This is a genomic window from Rhizobacter sp. Root1238 (assembly GCF_001425825.1).
GTDB lineage: Bacteria > Pseudomonadota > Gammaproteobacteria > Burkholderiales > Burkholderiaceae_C > Rhizobacter.
In genome coordinates, this window is the sequence record NZ_LMDM01000012.1 from 61,626 (window position 1) to 86,152 (window position 24,527).

The 24,527-nt window shown below is 71.0% G+C and carries 22 protein-coding genes; 13 read left to right on the forward strand and 9 right to left on the reverse strand.

The features are described from left to right. Positions 1-2: 2 nt before the first annotated feature. The 4 genes from ASC98_RS11220 to ASC98_RS11235 all read right to left on the reverse strand — a co-directional run bounded on the left by ASC98_RS11220 (position 3) and on the right by ASC98_RS11235 (position 3,240). Complete coding sequence (locus ASC98_RS11220) at positions 3-764, reverse strand: DNA-binding domain-containing protein (protein ID WP_056804097.1); 762 nt, start codon at positions 762-764, stop codon at positions 3-5. Further along, entirely contained in the window at positions 761-1,609 is an 849-nt protein-coding gene (locus ASC98_RS11225; RefSeq protein WP_056804099.1) for a DUF692 domain-containing protein, read from the reverse strand. Before ASC98_RS11225 ends, ASC98_RS11220 begins: the two co-directional genes overlap by 4 nt. 64 nt (positions 1,610-1,673) lie before the next feature. After that, complete coding sequence (locus ASC98_RS11230) at positions 1,674-1,931, reverse strand: hypothetical protein (RefSeq protein ID WP_056804103.1); 258 nt, start codon at positions 1,929-1,931, stop codon at positions 1,674-1,676. 115 nt (positions 1,932-2,046) lie between these two features. Further along, entirely contained in the window at positions 2,047-3,240 is a 1,194-nt protein-coding gene (locus ASC98_RS11235) for an amino acid aminotransferase (protein WP_056804106.1), read from the reverse strand. A gap of 163 nt (positions 3,241-3,403) precedes the next feature. Here ASC98_RS11235 and ASC98_RS11240 point away from each other — a divergent pair, with 163 nt between their 5' ends. Beyond that, a complete protein-coding gene (locus tag ASC98_RS11240; protein ID WP_056804109.1) occupies positions 3,404-5,512 on the forward strand; it encodes a diguanylate cyclase in 2,109 nt (702 codons plus the stop codon). On the opposite strand, the gene ASC98_RS11245 is transcribed toward ASC98_RS11240, so the two are convergent. From ASC98_RS11245 to ASC98_RS11255, 3 genes are all read right to left on the reverse strand, one after another. Beyond that, a complete protein-coding gene (locus ASC98_RS11245; protein WP_056804112.1) occupies positions 5,449-5,934 on the reverse strand; it encodes a glutathione peroxidase in 486 nt (161 codons plus the stop codon). The genes ASC98_RS11240 and ASC98_RS11245 overlap by 64 nt on opposite strands. A gap of 11 nt (positions 5,935-5,945) precedes the next feature. Then, complete coding sequence (locus tag ASC98_RS11250; RefSeq protein ID WP_056804115.1) at positions 5,946-7,133, reverse strand: acyl-CoA dehydrogenase; 1,188 nt, start codon at positions 7,131-7,133, stop codon at positions 5,946-5,948. A 63-nt stretch (positions 7,134-7,196) separates the two neighbouring features. Continuing rightward, complete coding sequence (locus ASC98_RS11255; RefSeq protein WP_056804118.1) at positions 7,197-8,741, reverse strand: 3-hydroxyacyl-CoA dehydrogenase; 1,545 nt, start codon at positions 8,739-8,741, stop codon at positions 7,197-7,199. A 147-nt stretch (positions 8,742-8,888) separates the two neighbouring features. Here ASC98_RS11255 and ASC98_RS11260 point away from each other — a divergent pair, with 147 nt between their 5' ends. From ASC98_RS11260 to ASC98_RS11280, 5 genes are all read left to right on the forward strand, one after another. Beyond that, positions 8,889-10,595, forward strand: a complete 1,707-nt coding sequence (locus tag ASC98_RS11260) for a long-chain fatty acid--CoA ligase (protein WP_056804121.1) — start codon at positions 8,889-8,891, stop codon at positions 10,593-10,595. Next, positions 10,592-11,578, forward strand: coding sequence for a tripartite tricarboxylate transporter substrate binding protein (locus ASC98_RS11265; protein WP_056804124.1), 987 nt, complete (start codon positions 10,592-10,594; stop codon positions 11,576-11,578). The genes ASC98_RS11260 and ASC98_RS11265 overlap by 4 nt, the downstream gene beginning before the upstream one ends. Positions 11,579-11,580: 2 nt before the next feature. Next, entirely contained in the window at positions 11,581-12,519 is a 939-nt protein-coding gene (locus ASC98_RS11270) for a glyoxylate/hydroxypyruvate reductase A (RefSeq protein WP_235581233.1), read from the forward strand. A 28-nt stretch (positions 12,520-12,547) separates the two neighbouring features. Then, positions 12,548-14,056, forward strand: a complete 1,509-nt coding sequence (locus ASC98_RS11275) for a class I adenylate-forming enzyme family protein (protein ID WP_056804127.1) — start codon at positions 12,548-12,550, stop codon at positions 14,054-14,056. 183 nt (positions 14,057-14,239) lie between these two features. Then, entirely contained in the window at positions 14,240-14,776 is a 537-nt protein-coding gene (locus tag ASC98_RS11280) for a porin family protein (RefSeq protein ID WP_056804130.1), read from the forward strand. Between the two features lie 97 nt (positions 14,777-14,873). Here ASC98_RS11280 and ASC98_RS11285 read toward each other — a convergent pair whose 3' ends face one another. Then, on the reverse strand, positions 14,874-15,233 hold the full coding sequence (locus ASC98_RS11285) for a hypothetical protein (RefSeq protein ID WP_056804133.1): 360 nt from the start codon (positions 15,231-15,233) through the stop codon (positions 14,874-14,876). Between the two features lie 248 nt (positions 15,234-15,481). Here ASC98_RS11285 and ASC98_RS11290 point away from each other — a divergent pair, with 248 nt between their 5' ends. The 6 genes from ASC98_RS11290 to ASC98_RS11315 all read left to right on the forward strand — a co-directional run bounded on the left by ASC98_RS11290 (position 15,482) and on the right by ASC98_RS11315 (position 23,030). Beyond that, entirely contained in the window at positions 15,482-17,008 is a 1,527-nt protein-coding gene (locus tag ASC98_RS11290) for a DUF4331 domain-containing protein (RefSeq protein ID WP_056804136.1), read from the forward strand. Between the two features lie 10 nt (positions 17,009-17,018). Then, a complete protein-coding gene (locus ASC98_RS11295; protein WP_056804139.1) occupies positions 17,019-17,285 on the forward strand; it encodes a hypothetical protein in 267 nt (88 codons plus the stop codon). A 37-nt stretch (positions 17,286-17,322) separates the two neighbouring features. Beyond that, positions 17,323-18,570 carry a hypothetical protein gene (locus ASC98_RS11300; protein WP_056804142.1) on the forward strand — a complete coding sequence of 416 codons (1,248 nt, stop codon included), beginning with the start codon at positions 17,323-17,325 and terminating at the stop codon, positions 18,568-18,570. Next, positions 18,567-19,703 carry a HupE/UreJ family protein gene (locus ASC98_RS11305; protein ID WP_056804145.1) on the forward strand — a complete coding sequence of 379 codons (1,137 nt, stop codon included), beginning with the start codon at positions 18,567-18,569 and terminating at the stop codon, positions 19,701-19,703. The genes ASC98_RS11300 and ASC98_RS11305 overlap by 4 nt, the downstream gene beginning before the upstream one ends. 36 nt (positions 19,704-19,739) lie before the next feature. After that, entirely contained in the window at positions 19,740-20,561 is an 822-nt protein-coding gene (locus ASC98_RS11310; protein WP_082541825.1) for a transporter, read from the forward strand. Between the two features lie 81 nt (positions 20,562-20,642). Then, on the forward strand, positions 20,643-23,030 hold the full coding sequence (locus ASC98_RS11315; RefSeq protein ID WP_056804148.1) for a DUF3772 domain-containing protein: 2,388 nt from the start codon (positions 20,643-20,645) through the stop codon (positions 23,028-23,030). A gap of 16 nt (positions 23,031-23,046) precedes the next feature. Here ASC98_RS11315 and ASC98_RS11320 read toward each other — a convergent pair whose 3' ends face one another. Then, entirely contained in the window at positions 23,047-23,949 is a 903-nt protein-coding gene (locus tag ASC98_RS11320) for an AraC family transcriptional regulator (protein WP_082541826.1), read from the reverse strand. A gap of 11 nt (positions 23,950-23,960) precedes the next feature. Between ASC98_RS11320 and ASC98_RS11325 the strand changes: the two genes are divergently transcribed. Further along, on the forward strand, positions 23,961-24,509 hold the full coding sequence (locus ASC98_RS11325) for a GNAT family N-acetyltransferase (RefSeq protein ID WP_056804151.1): 549 nt from the start codon (positions 23,961-23,963) through the stop codon (positions 24,507-24,509). The last annotated feature ends 18 nt before the right edge of the window (positions 24,510-24,527 follow it).

Genomic DNA, 24,527 nt, shown 5'->3' on the forward strand with positions numbered 1-24,527 from the left:
CGCTAGAGGATCAGCACGCCCTCAGTGGTCCACTGCTGGACCACGCCGACCACCGCGACCGCATCGCCAGCGATCTCGCACAGCGCGCTGAAATCCTCGCCCTGCATCGTCGCGGCGAGCAACTGCGCTTCGACCGCGCTCGTCATGGACCGCCAGCGCGTCTCCAGCACCGGCCGCCAGACGATCAGTTGGTGCTCGCCCGCTTCGGGCGCGGCCAGCTCCGGCTCGTCGTCGCCCTGCAGCGCGCGCCATGCGGGCTCGACATGCCAGTCGAGCGTCAGCACCTGCACGCTCGGGTGGAACCGCAGCACGCGCTGCGGCCACCCATCGGCGGGCAGCGCCGCCAGTTGGGCAGGCGTCATCGGCGTCGCATCCGCCGCATCGAAGGCTTCGCGCAGCGCCCACTCCATGCGCGCCAGGTCGACGAAGGCTGGATGCGGCACCAAGTCGGGGTTCGCCGCCATGAACTCCGCCAGCCGGTACCCGAACCAGCGGATCGACGGATGCCGCGACGGATGCGCCTGCAGGTAGGCCTCGGCCAGCGCGTCGAAGGCCTCGTCGCCCATCGCGCGCGGCAGCACGCCGTGGTTGTCGCGTAACGCCGCGACCAGCCGGGCGCGGTAGGCGTTCTGGTAGATGCGCAGCAGCGGCTCGTGCTGCGTGGGTTCGCGCAGCAGGCCGGGCCCGGCCGGTGCGCCGAGCATCGCGGCGTGCAGCGCGCGCTGCTGGTCCGCGAGCGGCACCGCGGCGGCATCGGCTCTCATGCCGCAACCGCCTCGTTCAGTGCCGCCGCTTCCACGGCACGCGCCTGGTCCAGCTCGGCCACCAGCTCCGCCAGCGGCGGGATGTGGTCGTCGCGCTCGATCATCGCCGGCACGCGGCCCAGGCGCCGCACCGTGTACCCATAGAGATCCCACACCGCCTCGCACACCGGATGGTCGTGCGTGTCGATCAGGTAGCTGCCATGGTCCTCGTGGCCGGCGAGGTGGATCTGCCGCACCCGCTCGCGCGGCATCGCGTCGATGAAGCGGTGCGCGTCGAAGCCATGGTTCACGCTGCTGACGTGCACGTTGTTGACGTCCAGCAGCAGCTCGCAGTCGGCGCGCTGCAGCAGCTCGGCGATGAACTCCCATTCGCTCATCTCGTCGGCCGCGAAGCTGACGTAGCTCGACACGTTCTCCAGCACCAGCCGCCGGCCGAGCACATCCTGCACCTGGCGCACGCGCGGCACCAGGTGGCGCAGCGCCGCCTCGGTGTACGGCATCGGCATCAGGTCGTGCAGGTTGTGGTGGTCGACGCCGGTCCAGCACAGGTGGTCGGAGACCCACGCCGGCTCGATGCGCTGCGCCAGCGCCTTCAGGTCGCGCAGGTAGCCGGCATTCAGCGGGTCGGTGCTGCCGATCGACAGCGACACGCCGTGCATCGCCATCGGGTGGTCGCGGCGGATGCGGTCGAGGTGGTGCAGCGGCTTGCCGCCGGGCACCATGTAGTTCTCGGAGATCACTTCCAGCCAGTCGACGCGCCGTCGCAACGACGCATCGCCGTCGCAGAAATCGCGGTAGTGCTCGGTGCGAAGACCGAGCCCGAAGCCGTGCAGCGAAGCGTTCATGGAGGTGTCCACCGAACGAAAAGAGGCCGGCACGGGAGCAGGGCCCGCCGTGCCGGAAGCGTTTTTACTTCAGCACGGTGCCGCCGGCGCTGGTGCACTCCGAGGCGGTCTTCTTGCCGACCCAGCCCTGGCCCTTGCAGCCGTTCTGGCCCTTGCATTCGCTCTTGGCGGTCTTGCAGTCGGACGTGCCCTTGCAGCTGTTGACGCCGGCGCACTTGACGCTGCCTTCGTCGGCGGCTTGGACGCTGGTGGCAACGGTGCCCAGCGAGAACAGGGCGGCAGCGGTGGTGGCCAGGGCGAGGCCGGACTTCAGGTTCAGCATGATCGGTTTCCTTCAGGTTGGTGTGGGGTGCTGCGCGGGATCCATCCCCGCGCTGGCCGGACTCTGTCGGCGCCCGGCCAGCGCCCTTACACGCCCACCTGAAAGAACTTGTGTGCTACTTCAGCACCTCGGCCATCGCGACCGCCGTCGCTTCGACGTTCCCCGAGTTCAAGCCGGCCACGCACATGCGCCCCGAGCGCACCAGGTACACCGCATGCTCCTCGCGCAGCCGGTCGCACTGCTCGGCGCTCAACCCGGTGTAGCTGAACATCCCGCGCTGGCTCAGGAAATACCCGAAGTCGCGGCCCGGCAGCTTCGCGCTCAGCACCGCGTGCAGCTTCTCGCGCATCGCCTTGATGCGCACCCGCATTGCGTCGAGCTCGGCGGCCCACTGTTCGTACAGCGCCGGCGTCTGCAGCACCCGCGCGACGATCTGGCCGCCGTGCGTCGGCGGGCTGCTGTAGTTCTTGCGGATCGTCGCCTTCATCTGGCCCAGCACCAGCGCCGCCTCGGCTGCGTTCGGGCACACCACGCTCAGGCCGCCGCAACGCTCGCCGTACAGCGAGAAGCTCTTCGAGAACGAGCTCGCGACGAAGAAGCTCAGCCCCGCATCGGCCAGCGCGCGGATCGCGAACGCATCCTGCGAGATGCCGTCGCCGAAGCCCTGGTACGCGATGTCGACGTAGGGGATCAGCTTGCGCTGCGCCAGCACCGGGATCAGCTCGGCCCATTGCGCCGCGCTCAGGTCGACGCCGGTCGGGTTGTGGCAGCAGGCGTGCAGCAGCACGATGCTCTTCTCGGGCAGCACCGACAGCGCTGCCAGCATCTCGGCAAAGCGCACGCCGCCGGTGGCCGCGTCGTAGTACGGGTAGGTGCCGACGGTGAAGCCCGCGCCTTCGAACATCGCGCGGTGGTTGTCCCAGGTCGGGTCGCTGACCCACACGTTGGAATTCGGGAAGTAGCGCTTCAGGAAGTCGCCGCCCACCTTCAGCCCGCCGGAGCCGCCGAGCGTCTGGATGGTCGCGACCCGGCCGCTGGTCACCGCCTCGTGCGTCGCGCCGAACAGCAGGTGCTGCACCGCCTGGCGGTAGTTGGCGGCGCCTTCCATCGGCTGGTAGGGGCGTGCGCCAATCGTCTGCAGCATCGCCGATTCGGCCTCGCGCACCGCCCGCATCACCGGCAGCCGGCCGGCGTCGTCGAAGTAGATGCCGATGCTCAGGTTGATCTTGTGCGACCGGGGATCGCGGCCGAAAGCCTCGTTGAGGGTCAGGATGGGGTCGCCCGCGTAGGCGTCGACGTGCTCGAACATGGTGGCTGCCTTGGGTGGAGAAGTCGGTGTCGGATGCAAATTATCGGCGACGCCCTACACCCCCGGTCGGTGCGGCCGATATCCCTCGGGCGAGGCGCCGCCGATGTCCGGCCGGTGCCCGCATCCGCCCCGGCGCAGGGCCTGAGACAAGCGAGTTTTCCGAGTGACTGTCAGATCGATCCGCAGCAAGGCGCACTGGGCCGCTTACCTCACCGTGGTGACACTGGCGGTGGGCATCTTCGTGGCCGCCTGGTCGGCGCGCCAGGACCGGCTGTGGGGCGACATGCAGGACGCCGCGCACGAGGCGGCGCGCGAGGTCGGGCTGTCGACCCGCACCGCCCGCAACAGCGTCTTCATGCTGCAGGGCGTTGCGAACGGCCTGTTCCAGCAACAGGGGCTTGCGCTGTCGAAGGAGCACCAGGCGGCACTCGCCGAGCGGCTGGACATTCCCGGCACCACCGTGCTGCTGCCGATCACGCGCGCCGCGCACCACACCGCGCGCGCGTCGGTCAACAACCATTCCGATTCGCCGGCCTTCAGCATGGCCGGCCCGAAGACGCTGGCCGACGACGAGGCCGGTCGAGAAAAGGGCCGCGAGATCGAGATCGCGCTGTCGCTCGGCCCGGCGCTGATCCAGGCCAAGGCCACGCAATCGGCCGCCGCCGCGGTCTACTACCTGTCGGGCCGCGGCTTCCACCTGATCTACCCGCCGGCCTCCGACGACCTGCAGCTGTTCACGCCCGACATGCTGGCCCGCGACCCGTACCGCGACAGCCTGGTCGAACGCAACCCCGGCCGCGCGCCGGTCTGGTCGGCTTCGTACGACGACCCGAAGGGCAACGGCCTGATCAGCACGCTGGCGATCCCGATCGACGATGCCGACGGCCAGCATCGCGCGATCGCGGCGATGGATTTCCAGCTCGACAGCCTGTCGCAGTACGTGCGCCGCCCGGCCCTCGGCATCGCGACCGCCTTCATCCTCGACGACCGCGACCGCGTGATCGCGCACCCGACGATGGTCGGCGGTGCGTCCGACAAGGCGCCGACGCTGCAGCAGGTCGCGCAGCGCGCCGGGGCGGCGGGCGACTGGAGCGCGCTGCGCACTGCGCCGGCCAACAACCGGCAGGAACTGGCGGCCGACTGGGCGCTGGTCTACGACATCGAATCCACGCCGTGGCGCTACGCGATGGTGGTCGACCGCGCGCAGCTGCGCTGGGCTGCGCTGCGCACGATGCCGCTGGAGGCCGGCGCGCTCGCCGCGCTGCTGTTGCTGCTGGGCTATGCCGAGAAGCGCCGCCGCGAGGCGCTGGTGTCGCTGCGCCGCAAGGCCGCCGAAGACGTGCTGCAGGCCGCGCCGGCGCCGGTCGCGGTGCTGCGCCAGGCCGACCTGTCGATCGTGATGGCCAACGCGGCGCTGCTGCGCCTGTTCGGCGACGACGGCACCACCGACGCGGCGAGCGCCCGCCAGAGCGCGCACGAGCAGTTGCACGACCTGATCAAGAGCCTGTCGTCGCAGGAGCAGATCGAGGCCGGCCGCGTCAGCGAGATGTGCCTGCAGCGCGGCGACAGCACGCCGTTCTGGGTGCTGGTGCGCTGCGTGCCGCTGGTGCATGAAGACGAGCCCGGCTGGCTGTGCAGCCTGACCGAGGTGACGGCGCTGAAGCAGGCGCAGGACCAGCTGGAGACGCTGGCCACCACCGACCCGCTGACCGGCGCGCTGAACCGCCGCGCGATCGCGGTGCGCGGCGGCGTCGAGGTGAAGCGCGTCGACCGCACCGCGGCGAGCTTCTCGGTGCTGCTGCTCGACATCGACCATTTCAAGCGCGTCAACGACGAGCATGGCCACCCGTCCGGCGACCGCGTGCTGCAGGCGGTGTCGCGCGCGTGCCAGGGCGCGCTGCGCGAGCTCGACGTGTTCGGCCGCTGGGGCGGCGAGGAGTTCGTCGCGCTGCTGCCCGACACCGGGCACGACGGCGCGGTGGCCGCCGCCGAGCGCTTGCGCGTCGCGATCGAGGCCTTGAGCGTCGATGACGATGCGGGCAGGCCGATCCGCACGACGGTCAGCATCGGCGTGGCGGTGATCGTGCCGGCGGGCGATTCGCTCGAGGCGCTGCTGTCGCGCGCCGACACCGCGCTCTACGTCGCGAAGGCGGCCGGCCGCAACCGCGTGTGCGTGGCGCCCGCGGGCAACACGCCGGCCGAGGTGGTTCAGGCCGCGAGCGCCGCCTCGATGTCGGCCGACAGCGATTCGGGCGTGTCGGTGGGCGCATAGCGCTTGATCACCTGGCCGTCCTTGCCGACCAGGAACTTCGTGAAGTTCCACTTGATCGCCTTGGTGCCGAGGATGCCCGGGGCTTCGGCGGTCAGCCACTTGTAGAGCGGGTGGGCATCGCCGCCGTTCACGTCCGTCTTGGCCATCATCGGGAAGCTGACGCCGTAGTTCAGCTGGCAGAACGACGAGATCTCGTCGTTGCTGCCGGGATCCTGGTGGCCGAACTGGTTGCTCGGGAAGCCGACCACCACGAGGCCCTTGTCGGCGTACTTCTTCCACAGCGCCTCCAGCCCGGCGAACTGCGGCGTGAAGCCGCAGGCGCTCGCGGTGTTGACGATCAGCAGCACCTTACCGCGTTGCGCGGCGAGCGGCGCCGGCTTGCCGTCGATGGTGGTGGCTTCGAAGTCGTAGGCGGTGGTCATGTCGTTCCCTTTCAGTTTGAGAAAGCCGCGATGCCGGTCTGGGCCCGGCCGAGGATCAGCGCATGCACGTCGTGCGTGCCTTCGTAGGTGTTGACCACCTCCAGGTTCACCAGGTGCCGCGCGACGCCGAACTCGTCGCTGATGCCGTTGCCGCCCATCATGTCGCGCGCCAGCCGGGCGATGTCGAGGCTCTTGCCGCAGGAGTTGCGCTTCATGATCGACGTGATCTCGACCGCGGCCGTGCCCTCGTCCTTCATGCGGCCGAGCCGCAGGCAGCCCTGCAGGCCGAGCGTGATCTCGGTCTGCATGTCGGCCAGCTTCTTCTGCACCAGCTGGTTGGCCGCGAGCGGCCGGCCAAACTGCTTGCGGTCGAGCACGTACTGGCGCGCGCGGTGCCAGCAGTCCTCGGCCGCGCCGAGCGCGCCCCACGCGATGCCGTAGCGCGCGCTGTTCAGGCAGGTGAACGGGCCTTTCAGGCCGCGCACCTCGGGGAAGGCGTTCTCCTCGGGGCAGAACACGTTGTCCATCACGATCTCGCCGGTGATGCTGGCGCGCAGGCCGACCTTGCCGTGCACCGCCGGGGCGCTCAGGCCCTTCCAGCCTTTCTCGAGCACGAAGCCGCGGATCGCACCGCTGTCGTCCTTGGCCCAGACCACGAACACGTCGGCGATCGGGCTGTTGGTGATCCACATCTTCGCGCCGCTCAAGCTGTAGCCGCCATCGACCTTGCGCGCCCGCGTGACCATGCTGCCGGGGTCGGAGCCGTGGTCGGGTTCGGTCAGCCCGAAGCAGCCGATCCACTCGCCGCGCGCCAGCTTCGGCAGGTACTTCTGCCTGGTCGCCTCGTTGCCGAACTCGTGGATCGGCACCATCACCAGCGAGGACTGCACGCTCATCATCGAGCGGTAGCCGGAATCGACGCGCTCGACCTCGCGGGCCACCAGCCCGTAGCAGACGTAGTTCAGCGCGGCACCGCCGTAGGCCTCGGGGATCGTCGGGCCGAGCAGGCCCAGCTCGCCCATCTCGCGGAAGATCGCCGCATCGGTCTTCTCATGGCGGAACGCTTCGAGCACGCGCGGCGCGAGCCGGCCCTGCGCATAGTCGTGCGCGGCGTCGCGCACCTGGCGCTCGTCGCTGGTGAGCTGCTGGTCGAGCAGCAGCGGGTCGTCCCACTGGAAAGCGGCTTTGGGCGTGGACATGGCGGAATCTCCGGGGGGTGTTTCGGGTATCGATGGCACAGGGTAACGCTTGTCGGCGCGTTCTCAGCCCTGTCCCTCGTCGGCCAGCAGCGACAGCCCGAGCAGCGCGCGCCGCTTCAGCCACGGGCTCGGGCGGTAGCGCGGGTCGCCGCTGAAGGCGTGCATGCGTTCGAGGATCGTGAGCACGGTGCGCGCCCCGAGCTTGTCGCCCCAGGCGAGCGGCGGCAGCGGGTAGTTGAGACCGAGCTTGACGGCGAGGTCGATGTCGGCCGGCGTCGCGATGCGCTGCTGCGCGATGTCGCAGGCGATGTTGACGATGGTTGCGACGACGCGCTGCGCGACGAGGCCGGCACTGTCGCGGATCACCGTGACCGGAACGCCGTCGGCCGCGAACAGGCCGTGCGCGGCATCGCGCCATGCGGCGGTGGTGGCCGGCGTGGTCATCACGACGCGGCGGCGCGACAGGTCGAACAGCGTCTCGACCGCGACGCAGCGCTGCGCATCCAGCCCGAGGCGCTGCACGCAGGTGGTGGCGTCGTCGCCGACCGGCGCGACGACGCACAGGCTGTCGGCATGCGGCGTGGCGCCGTCGTCGAGCGGCACGCCCAGCGTGGCCACGAGCGCGCGCAACGCAGCCGGCACGTCGGGCGACAGCCACACCGAGGCCGGGCGCGCGGCAGGCGCCGGCGCTTCGGCGATCGCCTGCTTCTGCCCGCCGTCGTAGCGGTAGAACCCGCGCCCGGCCTTGCGCCCGACCAGCCCGGCCGCGAGCATCTGGCGCGTCAGCGGCTGCGGCCGGTAGCGCGGCTCGTCGTAGTACTGGCGGTAGATCGATTCCATCACCGGGTGCGACACGTCGAGCGCGGTGATGTCCATCAGCTCGAACGGGCCGACGACGAAGCCGGCCACGTCGCGCAGCACGCGGTCGACGTCGTGGAACTCGGCGACGCCTTCGGCCAGGATGCGCAGGCCCTCGGTGCCGAAGCCGCGGCCGGCGTGGTTGACGATGAAGCCCGGCGTGTCCTTCGCGCGCACCGCGGTGTGGCCCAGGCGCCGGCCGAGCGCGAGCAGGTTCAGCGTGACGGCCGGGTCGGTCAGCAAGCCGTCGACCGCCTCGACCACCTTCATCACCGGCACCGGGTTGAAGAAGTGGAAGCCGGCCACGCGCGACGGCCGGCGCAGCGACGCGGCGATCGCGGTGACCGACAGCGACGAGGTGTTGCTCGCGAGCACGCAGTCGTCGCGCACCAGCGCCTCGAGCTGCGCGAACAGCGCCTGCTTGGCGCCGAGGTCTTCGACGATGGCCTCGATGACGACATCGCAGTCGCGCAGCGCCTCGAGCGTGGCGACCGGTGCGAAGCGCTCGGTGGCCGCGGCCGCCTGTGCGGCGCTCAGCTTGCCGCGCTCGTGCAGCGTGCGCAGCGTGGCGGCCAGCTTGTCGCAGCCGGCCGCCGCGCCGCCGTCGCGTGCATCGAAGACCCGCACCGCCAGCCCGGCCTGCGCCGCGATCTGCACGATGCCCATGCCCATCACGCCGGCCCCGACCACGCCGAGGGTCAGCGCGTCGGTCGCGAAACGGGGTTGTTCGGCGCGGGAATCGGTTGGCATGGCGGAACCACTTCGGCAGGCTGGAGACAGCCGCCGATTGTTCATGGTGCCGTCTTCGACTGTCAAACGCCTCGCGGCTGACACCTTGGCGACAGCGGGATTCACCGTGTTTACAAGCCCCCGCAGCGCTCCTAGCATCGCTCTCCCATGCCGCACGCCCACCTTGCCCACTGGCCCCCCGGCCTGCCGCACCACCTGACGCTGCCGCAGACCAACGTCTTCGACAACCTGCAGGTCTCCGCACGGCGCTACCCGGACAAGGCGGCGGTCATCTTCTACGACAGCGTGATGACCTATGCCGAGCTGCTGGCCGGCAGCGAGCGCCTCGCCGGCTGGCTGCAGCAGGCGGCCGGCGTGCAGGCCGGCGACCGCGTGCTGCTCTACCTGCAGAACAGCCCGCAGTGGGCGATGGCGTTCTACGGCATCCTGCGCGCCAACGCGGTGGTGGTGCCGGTCAACCCGATGAACCGCAGCGAGGAGCTGCGCCACTACGTGCACGACAGCGGCGCGCGCGTCGCGATCGTGCCGCAGGACCTGCTGCCGCAGATGCAGCCGCTGCTGGATGACGTCGGCGACGCGGGGCTGCAGCAGCTGCTCGTCGTCACCTATGCCGACGCGCTGACCACGCCCACCGACTTGCCGGTGCCCGAGGTCGTCTCGGCCGCGCCGCTCGCGCTGCACGGCCCGGGCCTCACCGCGTGGCGCGATGCCGTCGCGCCGTCGCACGACCTGCGCCCGGGCCCGCTGACCACCGGCCCGCAGGACCTGTGCGTGATGCCCTACACCTCCGGCACCACCGGCCAGCCGAAGGGCTGCATGCACACCCACCGCAGCGTGATGAGCACGCTGGTCGGCGGCGTGCAGTGGTTCGGCCGCACGCAGGATGCCGTCTACCTGTCGGTGCTGCCGTTCTTCCACGTCACCGGGATGGCCGGCAGCCTGAACGGCCCGCTGTTCCTCGGCGCGACGATGGTGGTGCTGGCGCGCTGGGACCGCGACGCCGCCGCGCAGTGCATCCAGCGCCACCGCGCGACGGTGCTGCAGGCGATCTCGACGATGGTGGTCGACTTCCTGTCGAACCCGCGTCTTGCGGACCACGACCTGTCGAGCCTGCAGGGCATCCGCGGCGGCGGTGCGGCGATGCCGGCCGCGGTGGCCGCGCGGCTGCGCGAGCTGACCGGGCTCGACTACGTCGAAGGCTACGGCATGACCGAGGCGATGGCCGCGACCCACATCAACCCGCCGCACCGGCCGAAGCCGCAGTGCCTGGGCATCCCGGTGTTCGACGTCGATGCGCGCGTGGTCGACCCCGTGACGCTCGCCGAGCTGCCGGCCGGCGAGACCGGCGAGGTGGTGGTGCACGGCCCGCAGGTGATGCGCGGCTACTGGAACGACGAGGCCGCGACCCGCGCCGCCTTCGTCGAGATCGACGGCCGCGCCTTCCTGCGCACGGGCGACCTCGCGCAGGTCGACGCCGACGGCTACTTCTTCATGGTCGACCGGCTGAAGCGGATGATCAACGCGTCCGGCTTCAAGGTCTGGCCGGCCGAGGTCGAATCGCTGATGTACCGCCACCCGGGTGTGCTCGAGGCCTGCGTGATCGCCGCGCACGACGAGCGCCGCGGCGAGACGGTGAAGGCGCTGGTCGTGCGGCGCGCCGGCCATGAGGCGCTGACCGCGCAGGCGCTGATCGCCTGGAGCCACGAGCACATGGCCGCGTACAAGAGCCCGCGCATCGTCGAGTTCGTCACGGCGCTGCCGAAGTCCGGCAGCGGCAAGGTGATGTGGCGCGAGCTGCAGGAGCGCGAACTCGCCGCGGCCCCATCAACGACACCACGAGGAGACACCCGATGACGAACTTCCCCCTGCTGCGCCGGCGTTCGCTGATCGTCGCCGCCGGCGGCGCGGCGCTCGCGGCACCGCTGCGCGTGCTGCGCGCCGAGAGCTTCCCGAGCAAGCCCGTCACGCTGATCGTGCCGTGGCCGGCCGGCGGCTCCACCGACCGACACCTGCGCACGCTGGCCGACATCGCCGGCAAGCTGCTGGGCCAGAACATCATCGTGCAGAACCAGCCTGGCGCCGGCGGCACGCTCGGACCCGGGATGATGGCCGGCACCGCCAAGCCTGACGGCTACACGCTCGCGCAGTACCCGATGGGCATGCTGCGGCTGCCGCACATGCAGAAGGTGGCCTGGCACCCGATCAACGACTTCACGTTCATCATGGGCATTTCCGGCTACACCTTCGGCTTCACGGTGCGTGCCGATTCGCCGTTCAAGACCTTCAACGACTACATCGAGGCGGCGCGCCGCGAGCCCGGCAAGGTCGACTACGGCTCCACCGGCATCGGCACCTCGCCGCACCTGCTGATGGAGGAGCTGGCCGACAACGCGAAGGTCACGCTGAACCACATCCCGTTCAAGGGCAATGCCGACCTGCAGCAAGCGCTGCTCGGCGGGCACGTGATGGCGCAGAGCGATGCGACCGGTTGGGACAAGTTCGTCGACAACGGCCAGATGCGGCTGCTGGTGACCTTCGGCGAGAAGCGCACGAAGCGCTGGCCGAACGTGCCGACCGCGAAGGACCTGGGCTACGGCGTGGTGTCGAGTTCGCCGTACGGGCTGGTCGGCCCGAAGGGCATGGACCCGGCCATCGTGAAGACGCTGCACGATGCGTTCAGGAAGGCGATGGACGACCCGCGGCACGTCGAACTGCTGGACCAGCTGAACCAGGAGGCCTGGTACCGCAGCGGCGACGACTACGCGAAGTGGGCGCGCGAGACCTTCGTGAAGGACAAGGCCTTGATCGAGCGCCTCGGCCTCGCGACGAAGACCTAGGCGTGGCGGCTGAGATGGGTGTGCTCGCGCTGCTGTCGCCGCTGCCGGTGGCGCCGTATGCCGACGCGCTGCGGCGGGCCGCGCCCGGCCTCGACGTGTGGACCCGCGAGGACGACGCGCCGCCGGATCGCGTCGAGGCGATCCTCGCGTGGCGGCTGCAACCCGGCCAGCTCGCGCGCTACCCGAACCTGCGGCTGGTGTGCAGCATCGGCGCCGGCGTCGACAAGCTGATGCCTGCCGACCTGCCGGCCTCGGTGCTGCTGACGCGCGTCGTCGATCCGAACCAGGGCTGCGAGATCGCGCAGTACGTGCTGGCCTGCACGCTGGGCTTCACGCGCGAGCTCGGGCGCTATGCGCAGCAGCAGGCGGCGGCGCAGTGGCTGCGGCATCCGGTGCGGGCCGCGGCGCAGTGCCGCGTCGGCATCCTCGGCCTCGGCGCGGTCGGGCAGGCGGTCGCGCGGGCCTTCATGCCGCTGGGCTACCCGGTCGCGGGCTGGAGCCGGCGCGGTGAGCCGGTGCCCGGGGTCGAGGTGTTCAGCGGTGAAGGGGGCCTGGCCGCGTTGCTCGCGCGCAGCGACCTGCTGGTCTGCACGCTGCCGTTGACGCCGGCCACGCGCGGGCTGCTGAACCGGCGCACGCTGTCGCAGCTGCCACGCGGCGCCTTCGTCGTCAGCGTCGGCCGCGGCGAACACCTGGTCGAAGCCGACCTGCGGGCGCTGCTCGACGAAGGCCACCTGGCCGGCGCCGCGCTCGACGTGTTCGAACGCGAGCCGCCGGACGCGTCGAACTGGGTGTGGCATCACCCGAAGGTGGTCGCGACGCCGCACATCGCGGCGCAGGCCTCGTTCGACACCGTCGCGGCGCAATGCCTCGACGCGCTGCGCCGCGCACGCGACGGCTTGCCGCTGCCGCATGCGGTCGACCGCGCGGCGGGTTACTGAGCCCGCCCACACCCACCGATCGCACCCCATGGACGAAGACTTCCGCACGCTGCCCTCGCTGATCCGCACCCATGCGCAGGCGCGGCCGGCGCACGCCGCGCTGGTGCAGGCGGACGACCGGCTGTCGTATGCCGCGCTCGATGGGTTGATGGACCGCATCGCCGCCGCGTTGCAGCGCGACGGCGTGCAGCCGGGCGACGCGGTCGCGGTGTGCGCCGGCACGTCGACGCGTTACGCCGCGCTGTTCCTCGGGGCGCTGCGCGCCGGTGCGGTCGTCGCGCCGCTCGCGCCGTCGTCCACCGCCGCGAGCCTGGCGGCGATGCTGGCCGATGCGCAGCCGCGTGCGCTGTTCGTCGACGCGGCAGCCGCTGCGTTGATCGCGCCCTCCGAGCTGCCGCGCATCGCGCTCGATGACGATGCAGCGTTCGAGCGCTGGCTCGCGCCGGCCGGCACATCGTTCAACGAGCCGCCGCTGCCGCCCGAGGCGCCGTTCAACATCATCTACTCGTCCGGCACCACCGGCGTGCCGAAGGGCATCGTGCAATCGCACGGCATGCGCTGGGCGCACGTGCAGCGCAGCCGGCAGTTCGGGTACGCGCCCGACGGCATCACGCTGCTGGCGACGCCGCTGTACTCGAACACCACGCTGGTGGTGTTCTTCCCGACGCTGGCTTCCGGCGGCTGCGTCGTGCTGATGCCGAAGTTCGACGCGGCCGACTACCTGGCGCTCGCCGAACGGCACCGCGCGACGCACACGATGCTGGTGCCGGTGCAGTACCAGCGGCTGATGGCGCTGCCGGGTTTCGAGCGGCACGAGCTGCGCAGCTTCATCCACAAGTTCTGCACCAGTGCGCCGTTCAGTGCCGCGCTGAAGGCCGATGTGCTGGCGCGCTGGCCGGGCGGGCTGGTCGAGTTCTATGGCATGACCGAGGGTGGCGGCACCTGCATCCTCGCGGCGCACGAGCATCCCGACAAGCTGCACACGGTCGGGTGCCCGGCCGAAGGGCACGACATCCGGCTGATCGACGACGACGGCCGCGAACTGCCGCCCGGCGCCACCGGCGAGGTGGTCGGCCATTCGCCCGGGATGATGCTGGGTTACCACCGGCAGCCGCAGAAGACGCGCGAGGCCGAATGGTTCGATGCGGCGGGCCGGCGCTTCATCCGCACCGGCGACGTCGGGCGCTTCGATGCGGACGGCTTCCTGGTGCTGCTCGACCGCAAGAAGGACCTGGTGATCAGCGGCGGCTTCAACATCTACCCGAGCGACCTCGAGGCGGTGCTGCGCGAGCACCCGGCGGTGGCCGATGCGGCGGTGGTCGGCGTGCCGTCCACCGAATGGGGCGAGACGCCGGTGGCCTTCGTCGTGCTGCGCGCCGATGCCGCGGCGGGCACCGACGCCGAGGTGCTGAAACAGTGGCTGAATGCGCGCGTCGGCAAGACGCAGCGGCTGGCCGGCGTCACGCTGATCGACGAGCTGCCGCGCAGCGCGATCGGCAAGGTGCTGAAGCGCGAGCTGCGCGAGCGCTGGCGCTGAGCACAACGGCCGCGCACTTTCTTGCAGCAGGATGAAAGACGGGCGAGTTCATCGGGTATCCAAACGTCAAGAACGAGGGACCCGGGTTTACACGTAGGATCCCGGCCGCCAGGGGTTCCACCCGCGGCGCCGGCGGCAGTCAACAGCCGGATTCATCCCTACGAGACAACACAGGATTCCCCCATGAAGAAGATCCTCCTCACCGCCTTCATCGCGCTCGCCGCCAGCGCCGGCGTGCACGCCGAAGGCATCTACGTCGGCGTGGCCGCCGGCGGCACCAACACCGACATCGACTGCTCCGGCGCCCCCAGCTGCGACAAGAGCGACACCGGCTTCAAGCTGTTCGGTGGCTACAAGCTGACCGAGAACATCGCCGTCGAAGCGCACTACGCCGACTTCGGCAAGGCCAAGCTCAGCGGCGCCGGTTTCTCCGTCGACGTGAAGATGTCGAGCTTCGGCATCGGCGCGGCGTTCCTGGGCGACTTCACGCCCGACTGGAACGGCGTGGTCCGCGCCGGCCTCGCACGCAACAAGGTGAAGCTGGATGGCGCGCTCTCCGACTCGGAGAGCAAGACCAAGGCCTACGTCGGTGCCGGCGTCGGCTACAAGCTGACCAAGGAAGTCGCGCTGACCGCCGCCGTCGACTACACCGAAGGCGAGATCCAGGGCGACAAGGCCAAGGCCACGCTGTACACGATCGGCGTCAACTACAACTTCTGATCTCCCACCCCCGAGGCGCTGCGCGCCTCCCCCTCAAGGGGGCGCCTCCAGTGGACCGGCGGAGCCGGATCCACGGAGGCAGCTTGATCGGGCGGCGCTACTTCTTCGCGCGTTGCGCTTCGCCCCACAGGCCCTGGCATTGCTGTGCCAGCGGGCCCGAGGCGGCTGAGGCGGGCGCCACCGGCGTCTTCTTCAGGCGCTTCTGCTCGGCGACATAGGCGCTGCTCTTGCGCAGCGCGGCCAGCTTGCCGAGCATCTTCTCGTCTTCCGGCACGTGGTACAGCCGCAGGTAGGCCACGTCGCGCTGGCCTTTCATTTCCGGGTACATCGTCTCGCAGCGCTGGTAGCTGGCGTCGTAGCGGGCGAGCTTCTTCGCGTCGAGCGTCAGCGCCTGGGCGGGGCCGGCGAACAGCGTGAGGGCAGTCAGAGCGGTCAGGGCGGTCAGGATTGCGCGCATGGTGGTGTCAACAACTGGTGAGGCCGCAAGCATAGGGCGGTGCCGGGGTGACTGCGCATCAAGTTGCAACCCGGGCGGGTGCATCGATGCCACCGGGCGCGCCTGCTACGCCGCAGCCCGCCGTCTGGATGCAAGCCCCTGCCGGCAAAGCGCCGGCACGGCGTCGCTGCGTCCACCACCCTCCTCCCGACGTAACGCAGGTCAGCCGGCACCCCGCCGGCTGCCATGCCAACACGCCAGGAGAAGCCATGACACCCACCCACCTGCGCACCGCGCCATTCGCGCTGGTCGCGACCCTCGCGCTGTGCGCTGCCGCGCACGCTTCCAGCCACCGCGAGGCGCCGTTCATCGCCACGCAACCCAAGGTCGACGCCACCGATTTCTACATGTTCCGCAGCTACGAGGCCGGCCGCACCGACTACGTCACGCTGATCGCGAACTACCTGCCGCTGCAGGACGCCTACGGCGGACCGAACTACTTCTCGATGGATCCGAACGCGCTGTACGAGATCCACATCGACAACAACGGCGATGCGAAGGAAGACCTGAGCTTCCAGTTCCGCTTCAGGAACACGCTGAACAACGTCAAGCTGCCGATCGGCGACAAGAACGTCGCGATCCCGCTGATCCAGGCCGGACCGGTCACCGACCTGCGCTCGGCCTCGCTGAACCTCACCGAGACCTACACCGTGGACGTGGTGCGCGGCGACCGCCGCAGCGGCAAGCGCAGCGCGATCACCAACGCGGCCGGCGGCAGTGCCACCTTCGACAAGCCGGTCGACAACATCGGCGTGAAGACCCTGCCCGACTACGCCGCCTATGCGGGCAAGCACATCTACACGGTGAACATCCCGGGCTGCGCGATGCCGGGCAAGGTGTTCGCCGGCCAGCGCAAGGATCCGTTCGCGGTCAACCTGGGCACCATCTTCGACCTGGTCAACGCGCCGGTGGCGGTGATCACCGACCCGGCCCTGATCAATGCGGCGCCGAACACCATCGACGACAAGAACGTCACGACGCTCGCGCTCGAGGTGCACAGGAGCTGCCTGACCGCCGGCACCGACCCGGTGATCGGCGGCTGGACCAGCGCCAGCCTGCGCCAGGTGCGCCTGCTCGACCCGACGCCGAAGCCCGGCCACCAGACCACCGAGAAGGCCGGCGGCGCCTGGACCCAGGTCTCGCGCCTGGGCATGCCGCTGGTCAACGAGGTGGTGATCGGCCTGCCCGACAAGGACCGCTTCAACGGCTCGAAGCCGAAGGACGACGCGCAGTTCGCCGCCTACGTCACGAACCCGACGCTGCCCGCGCTGCTGGAGATCGCGCTGCAGCTGCCCGGCACCGCGCCGAAGAACCTGCCGCGCACCGACCTCGTGACGGCCTTCCTGACCGGCATCCAGGGCGTGAACCAGCCGGCGAGCGTGACGCCTGCCGAAATGCTGCGGCTGAACACCGCGATCGCGCCGGTGGCCTTCGCCGACCAGAACCGGCTCGGCATCGTCGGCAACATCCTCGCCGGCGGCACCGACAACGCCGGCTTCCCGAACGGCCGCCGGCCGAAGGACGACGTGGTCGACGTCTCGCTGGTCGCGGTGATGGGCGGGCTGTGCATCGCGAATGGCGACACCGACAAGTTCGGTTTCGGCGCGAACTGCAAGCCGGCCAACGTGCCGCTGGGGGCCACCTCGCTGAAGCTGCACGACGCGGTCGACCAGGCCGTGCTGCCGCTGCTGCCGGGCTTCCCGTACCTGTTCACGCCGATCGGCGGAACGCATTGAGGAGCACGGCATGAACAACAAGCTTCTTCATGCGTTCGGCATCGCCTTGACGGGTGCCGCTTTGCTGACAGCGTGCGGCGGTGGAGGAGGGTCCGGCGGCGACGCGCCGGCCCCGGACGACACTGCGGTCCCGGCCAGTGCCGCGGCCACGCCGGCGGCGTACACCGAGTATGCCGCGGCGCGGGTGAACGTGGCGTCCGACAGCGGCGAGCCGCTGAGCCTGGACGCCGTCACGAACGTGCCGACCAGCGAGACGGACGAGCCGGCCGCGCTGTAGTGCGCGTCGCCCGGATGCCGATCCGGGTTGTCATGTCATGACGATCCCCGGATCCGGCATCCGGGCTGCAACCGAGGTGACGATGTTCCACTCGATCTTCCGGTGGTGGCCGGTCGCGCTGCTGCATGCCGCGCTGTGCCACGCCGCCCCCTTCATTCCGGCCGGCGACGACACCCTCGTCGAACGCCTGCCGGTCCGCATCGGCGATGCTGCCGAGCGCCGGCAGCAACGCGCGCTGCGCGAGCAATTGCGCCGGCACCCGGCCGAGCTGTCGCTGGCGACGCGGCTGGCACGCGACGCGATCGCACGCGCCCGCCGCGACGGCGACCCGCGCGAACTCGGCCAGGCGCAGGCGGCATTGGCCCCGTGGTGGAACGAGCTGCGACCGCCGGCGCCGGTGCGCCTGCTGCGCGCGATCGTGCGGCAGAGCCAGCACGACTTCGACACGGCGCTGCAGGACCTCGACGCGCTGCTGCAACCCGGCCCGCAGCCGGTGCCGCTGGCCATCCAGGCGCAGGCCGAGCTGACACGCGCCTCGGTGCTGCAGGTGCAAGGCCGCTGGCGCGAGGCCGATGCCGGTTGCGAGCGCTTGCTGGGTGCGCACTACGCGGACCTCGGCGCGGCCGTGCGGCTGCCGGCGCAGGTCTGCCGCGCCGAACTGATGAGCCTGCAAGGCCAGGCCGCGCAGGCAGCGGCCGCGCTGGCCGAGATCGCGCAGCGGCCCGACGTCGACGCCGGCTGGCTCGCCCTCGTGCGGGCCGAACTGGCCGAGCGCAGCGCAGACGCTGCTGCTGCCGGCGTGCTGTACCGGCGCGCGATCGCCGCGTCGTCATCGCCCGATGTGTACACACTGGCGGCGTATGCCGACTGGCTGCTGGCGCAGCACCGCGAGCGCGAGGTCGCCTCGCTGCTGGCCGGGCGAGAGGATGCCGATGCGCTGCTGCTGCGCCTGGCGATCGCGTGGAAACGCAGCGCCGACCCACGCGCGGCGCCGGCCATCGCCACGCTGGCGGCACGCTTCGATGCCGCGCGTCTGCGCGGAGACCGCAGCCATGGCCGCGAGCAATCGCGCTACCAGCTCGACCTGCGGGGCGACGCGCCGGCCGCGCTGGCGAGCGCGCAGGCGAACTGGGTCGTGCAGAAGGAACCGGCCGATGCGCTGCTGCTGGTGCGCGCCGCGCTGGCGGCGAAGCAGCCGCAGGCGGCGCAGCCGGTGTGGCAACTGATCCGCGACGCCGGCTGGCAGGATGCGCGGCTGCAGGCGCTGGCCGGGAGCGGCGAATGAACGCGCGCCTGCTGCTGATCGTCGGCCTCGGGCTGCTGCCGCTCGTCGCGCAGGCCCACAAACCGAGCGACGCCTACGTCCACCTGCAGGTCGATGGCGCCGTCGTCACGCAGCGCTTCGACATCGCGCTGCGCGACCTGGACCGCGAGCTTGCACTCGATGCCGATGACGACGGCCAACTCAGCTGGCGCGAGGTGCGCACCCGCTGGGCCGACATCGACCGGCTGTCGCTGCAAGGCCTGGACATGCAGGCCGACGGCGCACCCTGCGTGCCCGGTGCCGCCGGCGTGCCGCAACTGGACGAGCACAGCGACGGCCGCTATGCGGTGCTGACGCGGCGCTGGACCTGCGCCGCGCCGGTCGGGACCTTGACGCCCGTCTACCGGCTGTTCGCACAGAGCGATCCGACGCACCGTGGCATCGTCCGCGTGCAGCAGCCAGGTCGCGACGAAACCGCCGTGCTGGTGCCCGGTGCCGAGCCGCGCAGCTTCGGCGCCGCCGCCGCCGGGCCCGCCTTCGCCGGGTTCGTCCGCGAAGGCGTGCACCACATCCTGATCGGCAGCGACCACATCCTGTTTCTGCTCGCGCTGCTGTTGCCGGCGGTGCTGGCCTCGCCGCGGCTCGCGCCGGTGCTGGCGGAGGTGCTGCGCGTCGTCACCGCGTTCACCGTGGCGCACTCGATCACGCTGGCGCTGGCTGCCTTCGACCTGGTGAACCCGCCGTCGCGCTGGGTCGAATCGATCATCGCGGCCAGCGTCGTGTTCGCGGCGCTGAACAACCTGGTGCCGATGGTGCGCGAGGGCCGCTGGAAACTGACCTTCGCGTTCGGGCTGGTGCACGGCTTCGGGTTCGCCGGCGCGCTGAAGGACGCCGGGCTCGCGCAAGGCGCGCTCGCGCTGCCGCTGCTCGGCTTCAACCTCGGCGTCGAAGCGGGGCAGCTCGCGATCGTCGCCGTCTTCGTGTCGTGCGTCTGGGCGCTGCGCACGACGCGCTTCTACCGGCAGGTGCTGCTGCGCGGCGGTTCGGCGGCGATCGTGCTGGTCGCGGTGCTGTGGCTGGCCGAACGCGCGTTCGACGTCCAGCTGGGGGTCGCCGGTGCCGAGGCAGTTCCGCTGAGCGGCGTTGCCGGATAGCATGGACTGTGCGGGATGCTTTCGCCGGGAGACGAGATGACAGCAGCCATTCTTTCGCCGGTGCCGGCGGCGGCCCTCGCCACCGCCGTGCTGGTCGGTGCCCTGGCGGTGCCGCAGGCCCATGCCGCGGACGCGCTCACCACCGACCGCCCCGACTTCGTCGAATCCAGCGACGTCGTCGGCCGCGGCCGCGTGCAGATCGAGACCGGCGTCGGCTTCGAACGCAACGAGGCCGATGGCCTGAAGACCCGCATGCGCAGCACGCCGACGCTGCTGCGGCTGGGGTTTCGCGACGACATGGAATTCCGCGTCGAGACCGACGGCCTGCTGCGCAGCCGCGTGCAGGACCTGTCGACCGGCAGCTCGCAGACCGAGCGCGGCACGGCCGACACCTCGATCGGCATCAAGTGGCGCACGCAGCAGGGCGACGAGGCCCGCGGCACGCCGGGCATGGCCTGGCTCGCGCACGTCGACCTCGACACCGGCTCCGCCGCGTTCCGCGGCCAGGGCCTGCGGCCGTCGCTGCGCTTCGTCGCCGAATGGGACCTGCCGCACGACATGGCCGTCGGCGTGATGCCCGGCGTCGTCGCCGACAAGGCCGACGACGGTTCGCGCTTCGCCGCCGGAATGTTCGCGGTGACGCTCGGCCAGGGCTGGTCGCCGGCCTGGCACGGCTTCGTCGAGATCGCCGCGCAGCGGCTCGCGAGCCGGGCGCACGGCGGCAACGTCGTCAGCTTCGATTTCGGTGCGACGTACCTGGTCAACGATTCGCTGCAGCTCGACCTCAGCGCGTCGCGCGGGCTGACCCGCGACACGCCCGATTTCCAATGGGGCGTCGGCCTCTCGTTCCGTTTCTGAACCGATCCCCCCGTGTTTGCCAAGCCGCTGCCCCGATGGCAGGATCGGCGGCTCCATCCGGACACGAAAGGATCCCGAGGCATGCGAGGCCGACTGCTGGCAATCCTGTTGCTCGTGCTGGGCGCCGCGATGGCGCAGGCCCAGCCCGCCGACGACCCCGACGTCACGCTCGAAGCGGCCCGCCAGCGCGTCGATTCGATCGAGAAGCGCCTGCAAGGCGACAGCACCGATGCCGAGCTGGTCGCCATGCGCGATGCGCTGCTCGAAGTCCAGCAGAGCGCCGAGCAGATCGCGCAGACGCAGGCCCCCGACCTCGCCCGCGCGCAGGCACGGCTGACCGAACTCGGTGCCGCACCCGAGGGCACGCGCGAAGACAGCGATGTCGCCACGCAGCGCGGCAGCCTGCAGAAGACCACCGAAGCGCTGAACGCACGCATCAAGCTCGCGCGGCTGCTGTCGGTCGAGAGCCTGCAGCTCGCCGACCAGGCCGCGAAGCAACGGCGCTCGCGCTTCCAGGCACACCTGTTCGAGCGCACCGATGCGTTGCTGAGCACCTCGTTCTGGCACGACCTGCGCGATCTCTTCAGCGCCGACGGCGTACCGCACTCGCCGTGGCAGGGCCAGCTCGCCGCCGCATTCGCGCGCATGTCGGCCGCCGCGTGGCTCGCGTGGCTGGGTGTGGCGCTGATCGGCATCGCGCTGCGCATCGCGCTCGGCCGCCTCGTCGCGCGGCTCGCGGCCACCCACTCGCCGGCCGCGCGCGTGCGGCGCACGCTGTACGCGCTCGCGCAGACGCTGCTGTGGATGCTGGTGCCCGGCGCCATCGCATGGGGCCTGATGCTCGGGCTGAACTGGCAGCGCCCGACGCCCGAACCGCTGCACGGCCTGCTGACGAGCTTCGTCGGCGCCGTGCTGTTCTCGTCCTACCTGGCCGGGCTCGGGCGCGCGCTGCTGTCGGCCGACCAGCCCGCCTGGCGGCTCGTGCCGATGGCCGATGCGCTGGCACGCGCGCTGCGCTGGCAGCCGGCGGTGATCGGCAGCGTCACGCTGTGCGGCTGGCTGTTGCAGCGCCTCGCGGCGCTGGTGCAGGCCGACCTGGCCGCCGAGGTCGCGATCAACTGCGTCTACGCCCTGGTGCTGGCCTTCGTCGTCGGCCGCAGCCTGCGGCACGGCGAGCGGCTGCGCCGCGCCGCGCTGGCCGCCCGGGCGGCCGAGCCGGAATCGCCGCTCGATGCGCTGCCCCGGCCGCTGTGGGTCTCGCTGATGCTGACCGGCGTGTGGCTCGCGCTGGTGGCGAGCGTCGTCTGCATCGTGATCGGTTATGTGGCGCTCGGCGGCTTCGTCGCGCGCCAGGTGATCTGGGTGTTCGTCGTCTCGCTGACGGCCTACCTGCTGACGCTGCTGGTGGCCGACGTGTTCGACACCTGGGTGCGCTCTCCGCCGGTCACCGGGCCGGATGCCGAAGAGCCGGACGGTGCGATGGAGCCGCAGTCGGACGCCGCGGTGTCGCCGTCGCACCTGCGCAACCAGGTCGCGGTGATCGCCGCCGGCGGGCTGCAGCTGGCGGTGCTGCTGGTCGCGCTGGTGCTGATCCTCGCGCCGTTCGGCGAAGGCCCGGGCGACCTGTGGCAGCGCCTCGGCCAGCTCGACGTCGGCGTCGCGGTCGGCGAGCTGCAGGTGCGGCCGATCGCGGTGCTGCGCGCGCTGCTGGTGTTCGGCCTCAGCATGCTGGCGGTGCGCGCGCTGAAGCGCTGGCTGACGAACAGCTTCCTGCCGACCACCCGGCTCGACGCGGGCATGCGCAGCTCGACGACCACGCTGTTCGGCTTCGTCGGCACGGTGCTGGCGATCGCGTTCGGGCTGTCGGCCATCGGGCTCGCGCTCGACAAGATCGCGTGGATCGCGAGCGCGCTGTCGGTCGGCATCGGCTTCGGCCTGCAGGCGGTGGTGTCGAACTTCGTGTCGGGGCTGATCCTGCTGGCCGAGCGGCCGGTGAAGGTGGGCGACTGGGTCGCGCTCGGCGGCATCGAAGGCGACATCCGCCGCATCAACGTGCGCGCCACCGAGATCCAGATGGGCGACCGCTCGACGGTGATCGTGCCGAACTCCGAGTTCATCACGAAGACGGTGCGCAACGTGACGCTCGCGAGCCCGCTCGGCCTGGTGCAGATCAAGCTGCCGATGCCGCTGGACACCGACACCGAACGGGTGCGCGACCTGCTGCTGCAGGCCTTCAGGCAGCACGACGAGGTGTTGGACACGCCGGAGCCGAAGGTCTTCCTGGACGGCTTCGACAACGGCAACCTGGTGTTCAACGCGACCGGCTACGTGGTGTCGCCACGGCAGTCGTATGCGGTGAAGAGCGCGCTGCTGTTCCGCGTGCTGAAGGAACTGCGCGACGCCGACCTGCCGATGTGGCGGCCGCCGTCGCTGGTGCTGCGGGATCCCCGGACCGACGCGCCGGTCTGAGGCCGCTCGCACGGCCTCAGCGGCGCATCTGCCGCAGCCACGCCCCGGGCGACAGCCCGGTCGCGCCCTTGAACCGCCGCGTGAAGTGGCTCTGGTCCGCGAAGCCCACCTCGGCCGCTACCTGGGCCAGCGGGGTGCCGTGCAGCAGCAACGCGCGCGCCTTCGCGAGCCGGACGGCATTCAGGTACAGGTGCGGCGGCACGCCGAAATGCTGCGCGAACGCCCGGCTCAGGTAGACGCGGGACACTCCGGCATCGCGCGCCAGCACGCCGATCGACAGGTCCCGGTCGGCGTGCTCGCGGATGTGGTCGCGCACCCGCAGCAGCCGCTTCAGCCCGGCCCCCACCGGCGGCAGCGCCGCCCGGGCCGACTCGCCATGCCGCAGCAGCAGGTGCACGAACGCGCCGGTCAGCAGCGCTTCGGCCCGCATCGACTCCTGCGGCTGCTCCGTAGCCCCGATCGCACGGTGAAGGGCAGCGGCCAATTGCGGGTCGCGAACGACCGCGTCGCGGAAGTGGCGGCTGCCCTGCGTCCCGGCCGCCGGCTCCAGCAGGCCCGGCAGCACCTCGGTGTCGACATACAGCATGCAGTAGCCGTAGCCGCCGGCGCTGCCGCGCAGCCCGTCGTGCGCCTGGTCGGGGTTCAGGAAGATGACGTCGCCCGGCGTGCTGGTCTGTGTCGTGCCGCGGCAATTGAAGGTCTGCACGCCGCTGCAGGTCACGCCGATGCCGTACTCCGCATGGCTGTGCCGCTCGAACGCATGGTCGGTGAAATGCGCTCGCATCAGCGTCACCCCCGGCATGCCGGCGGGGCGGTAGCGCACCCAGTCCGACGCGACCTGCGGCGCGGCGATGCCGTCTACAGCGGTACAAGACGCCGGCCGGCGCGTTGACGACAGTGGGGGATTCCTCGGCTTCATTCGACACCTCCATGCACATCCGGCCTGCAAGCCTCGACGACATCCCCACAATCCAGGCGCTCTACGCCGAAGCCATCGCGTTCCAGCGCGCCGGCGGACATCCTTCGTGGCGGGAACTCGACCTGGGCGTGGTCGAGCAGGACATCGCCGCGCGCAGCCAGCACGTCGCCGTGCTCGACGGCCAGGTGGCGGGCATCTTCAGCTTCTGCCCGCCGTCCGCGATGGACCGCGAGATCTGGGACGGCATGGCGCCGGCGTCGGCGCGCTACATCCACCGGATCATCGTCGGGCAGGCCTGGAAGGGACGGCAGCTGTTCGCCCCCATGCTGGCCTGGTGCGAGGCGGAGGCCTTGCGCCTGGGCCTGGGCAGGCTGCGCCTGGACACCTGGGCGGAAAGCGCCGCGCTGATCCGCCACTACGCGCGCTTCGGCTTCCGGTGGGTGGGGGAGCGCACCACCTCGGCGAACGATGCGGTGCCGCCGCCGTACCGCGGCCTCCACCTGGCGATCATGGAGAAGCCGCTGGATGCCGGGCGCCTCGGTCCCCCGTGGGCCGGATGACGCCGTCATGCGATGTCC

Excerpts from the sequence above, each read along its gene's own strand:
- ASC98_RS11220 (WP_056804097.1), bottom strand. The coding sequence starts at position 764 with ATGAGAGCCGATGCCGCCGCGGTGCCGCTCGCGGACCAGCAGCGCGCG.
- ASC98_RS11225 (WP_056804099.1), bottom strand. The coding sequence starts at position 1,609 with ATGAACGCTTCGCTGCACGGCTTCGGGCTCGGTCTTCGCACCGAGCAC.
- ASC98_RS11230 (WP_056804103.1), bottom strand. The coding sequence starts at position 1,931 with ATGCTGAACCTGAAGTCCGGCCTCGCCCTGGCCACCACCGCTGCCGCC.
- ASC98_RS11235 (WP_056804106.1), bottom strand. The coding sequence starts at position 3,240 with ATGTTCGAGCACGTCGACGCCTACGCGGGCGACCCCATCCTGACCCTC.
- ASC98_RS11245 (WP_056804112.1), bottom strand. The coding sequence starts at position 5,934 with ATGACCACCGCCTACGACTTCGAAGCCACCACCATCGACGGCAAGCCG.
- ASC98_RS11250 (WP_056804115.1), bottom strand. The coding sequence starts at position 7,133 with ATGTCCACGCCCAAAGCCGCTTTCCAGTGGGACGACCCGCTGCTGCTC.
- ASC98_RS11255 (WP_056804118.1), bottom strand. The coding sequence starts at position 8,741 with ATGCCAACCGATTCCCGCGCCGAACAACCCCGTTTCGCGACCGACGCG.
- ASC98_RS11260 (WP_056804121.1), top strand. The coding sequence starts at position 8,889 with ATGCCGCACGCCCACCTTGCCCACTGGCCCCCCGGCCTGCCGCACCAC.
- ASC98_RS11265 (WP_056804124.1), top strand. The coding sequence starts at position 10,592 with ATGACGAACTTCCCCCTGCTGCGCCGGCGTTCGCTGATCGTCGCCGCC.
- ASC98_RS11275 (WP_056804127.1), top strand. The coding sequence starts at position 12,548 with ATGGACGAAGACTTCCGCACGCTGCCCTCGCTGATCCGCACCCATGCG.
- ASC98_RS11280 (WP_056804130.1), top strand. The coding sequence starts at position 14,240 with ATGAAGAAGATCCTCCTCACCGCCTTCATCGCGCTCGCCGCCAGCGCC.
- ASC98_RS11285 (WP_056804133.1), bottom strand. The coding sequence starts at position 15,233 with ATGCGCGCAATCCTGACCGCCCTGACCGCTCTGACTGCCCTCACGCTG.
- ASC98_RS11290 (WP_056804136.1), top strand. The coding sequence starts at position 15,482 with ATGACACCCACCCACCTGCGCACCGCGCCATTCGCGCTGGTCGCGACC.
- ASC98_RS11295 (WP_056804139.1), top strand. The coding sequence starts at position 17,019 with ATGAACAACAAGCTTCTTCATGCGTTCGGCATCGCCTTGACGGGTGCC.
- ASC98_RS11300 (WP_056804142.1), top strand. The coding sequence starts at position 17,323 with ATGACGATCCCCGGATCCGGCATCCGGGCTGCAACCGAGGTGACGATG.
- ASC98_RS11305 (WP_056804145.1), top strand. The coding sequence starts at position 18,567 with ATGAACGCGCGCCTGCTGCTGATCGTCGGCCTCGGGCTGCTGCCGCTC.
- ASC98_RS11310 (WP_082541825.1), top strand. The coding sequence starts at position 19,740 with ATGACAGCAGCCATTCTTTCGCCGGTGCCGGCGGCGGCCCTCGCCACC.
- ASC98_RS11315 (WP_056804148.1), top strand. The coding sequence starts at position 20,643 with ATGCGAGGCCGACTGCTGGCAATCCTGTTGCTCGTGCTGGGCGCCGCG.
- ASC98_RS11320 (WP_082541826.1), bottom strand. The coding sequence starts at position 23,949 with ATGAAGCCGAGGAATCCCCCACTGTCGTCAACGCGCCGGCCGGCGTCT.
- ASC98_RS11325 (WP_056804151.1), top strand. The coding sequence starts at position 23,961 with ATGCACATCCGGCCTGCAAGCCTCGACGACATCCCCACAATCCAGGCG.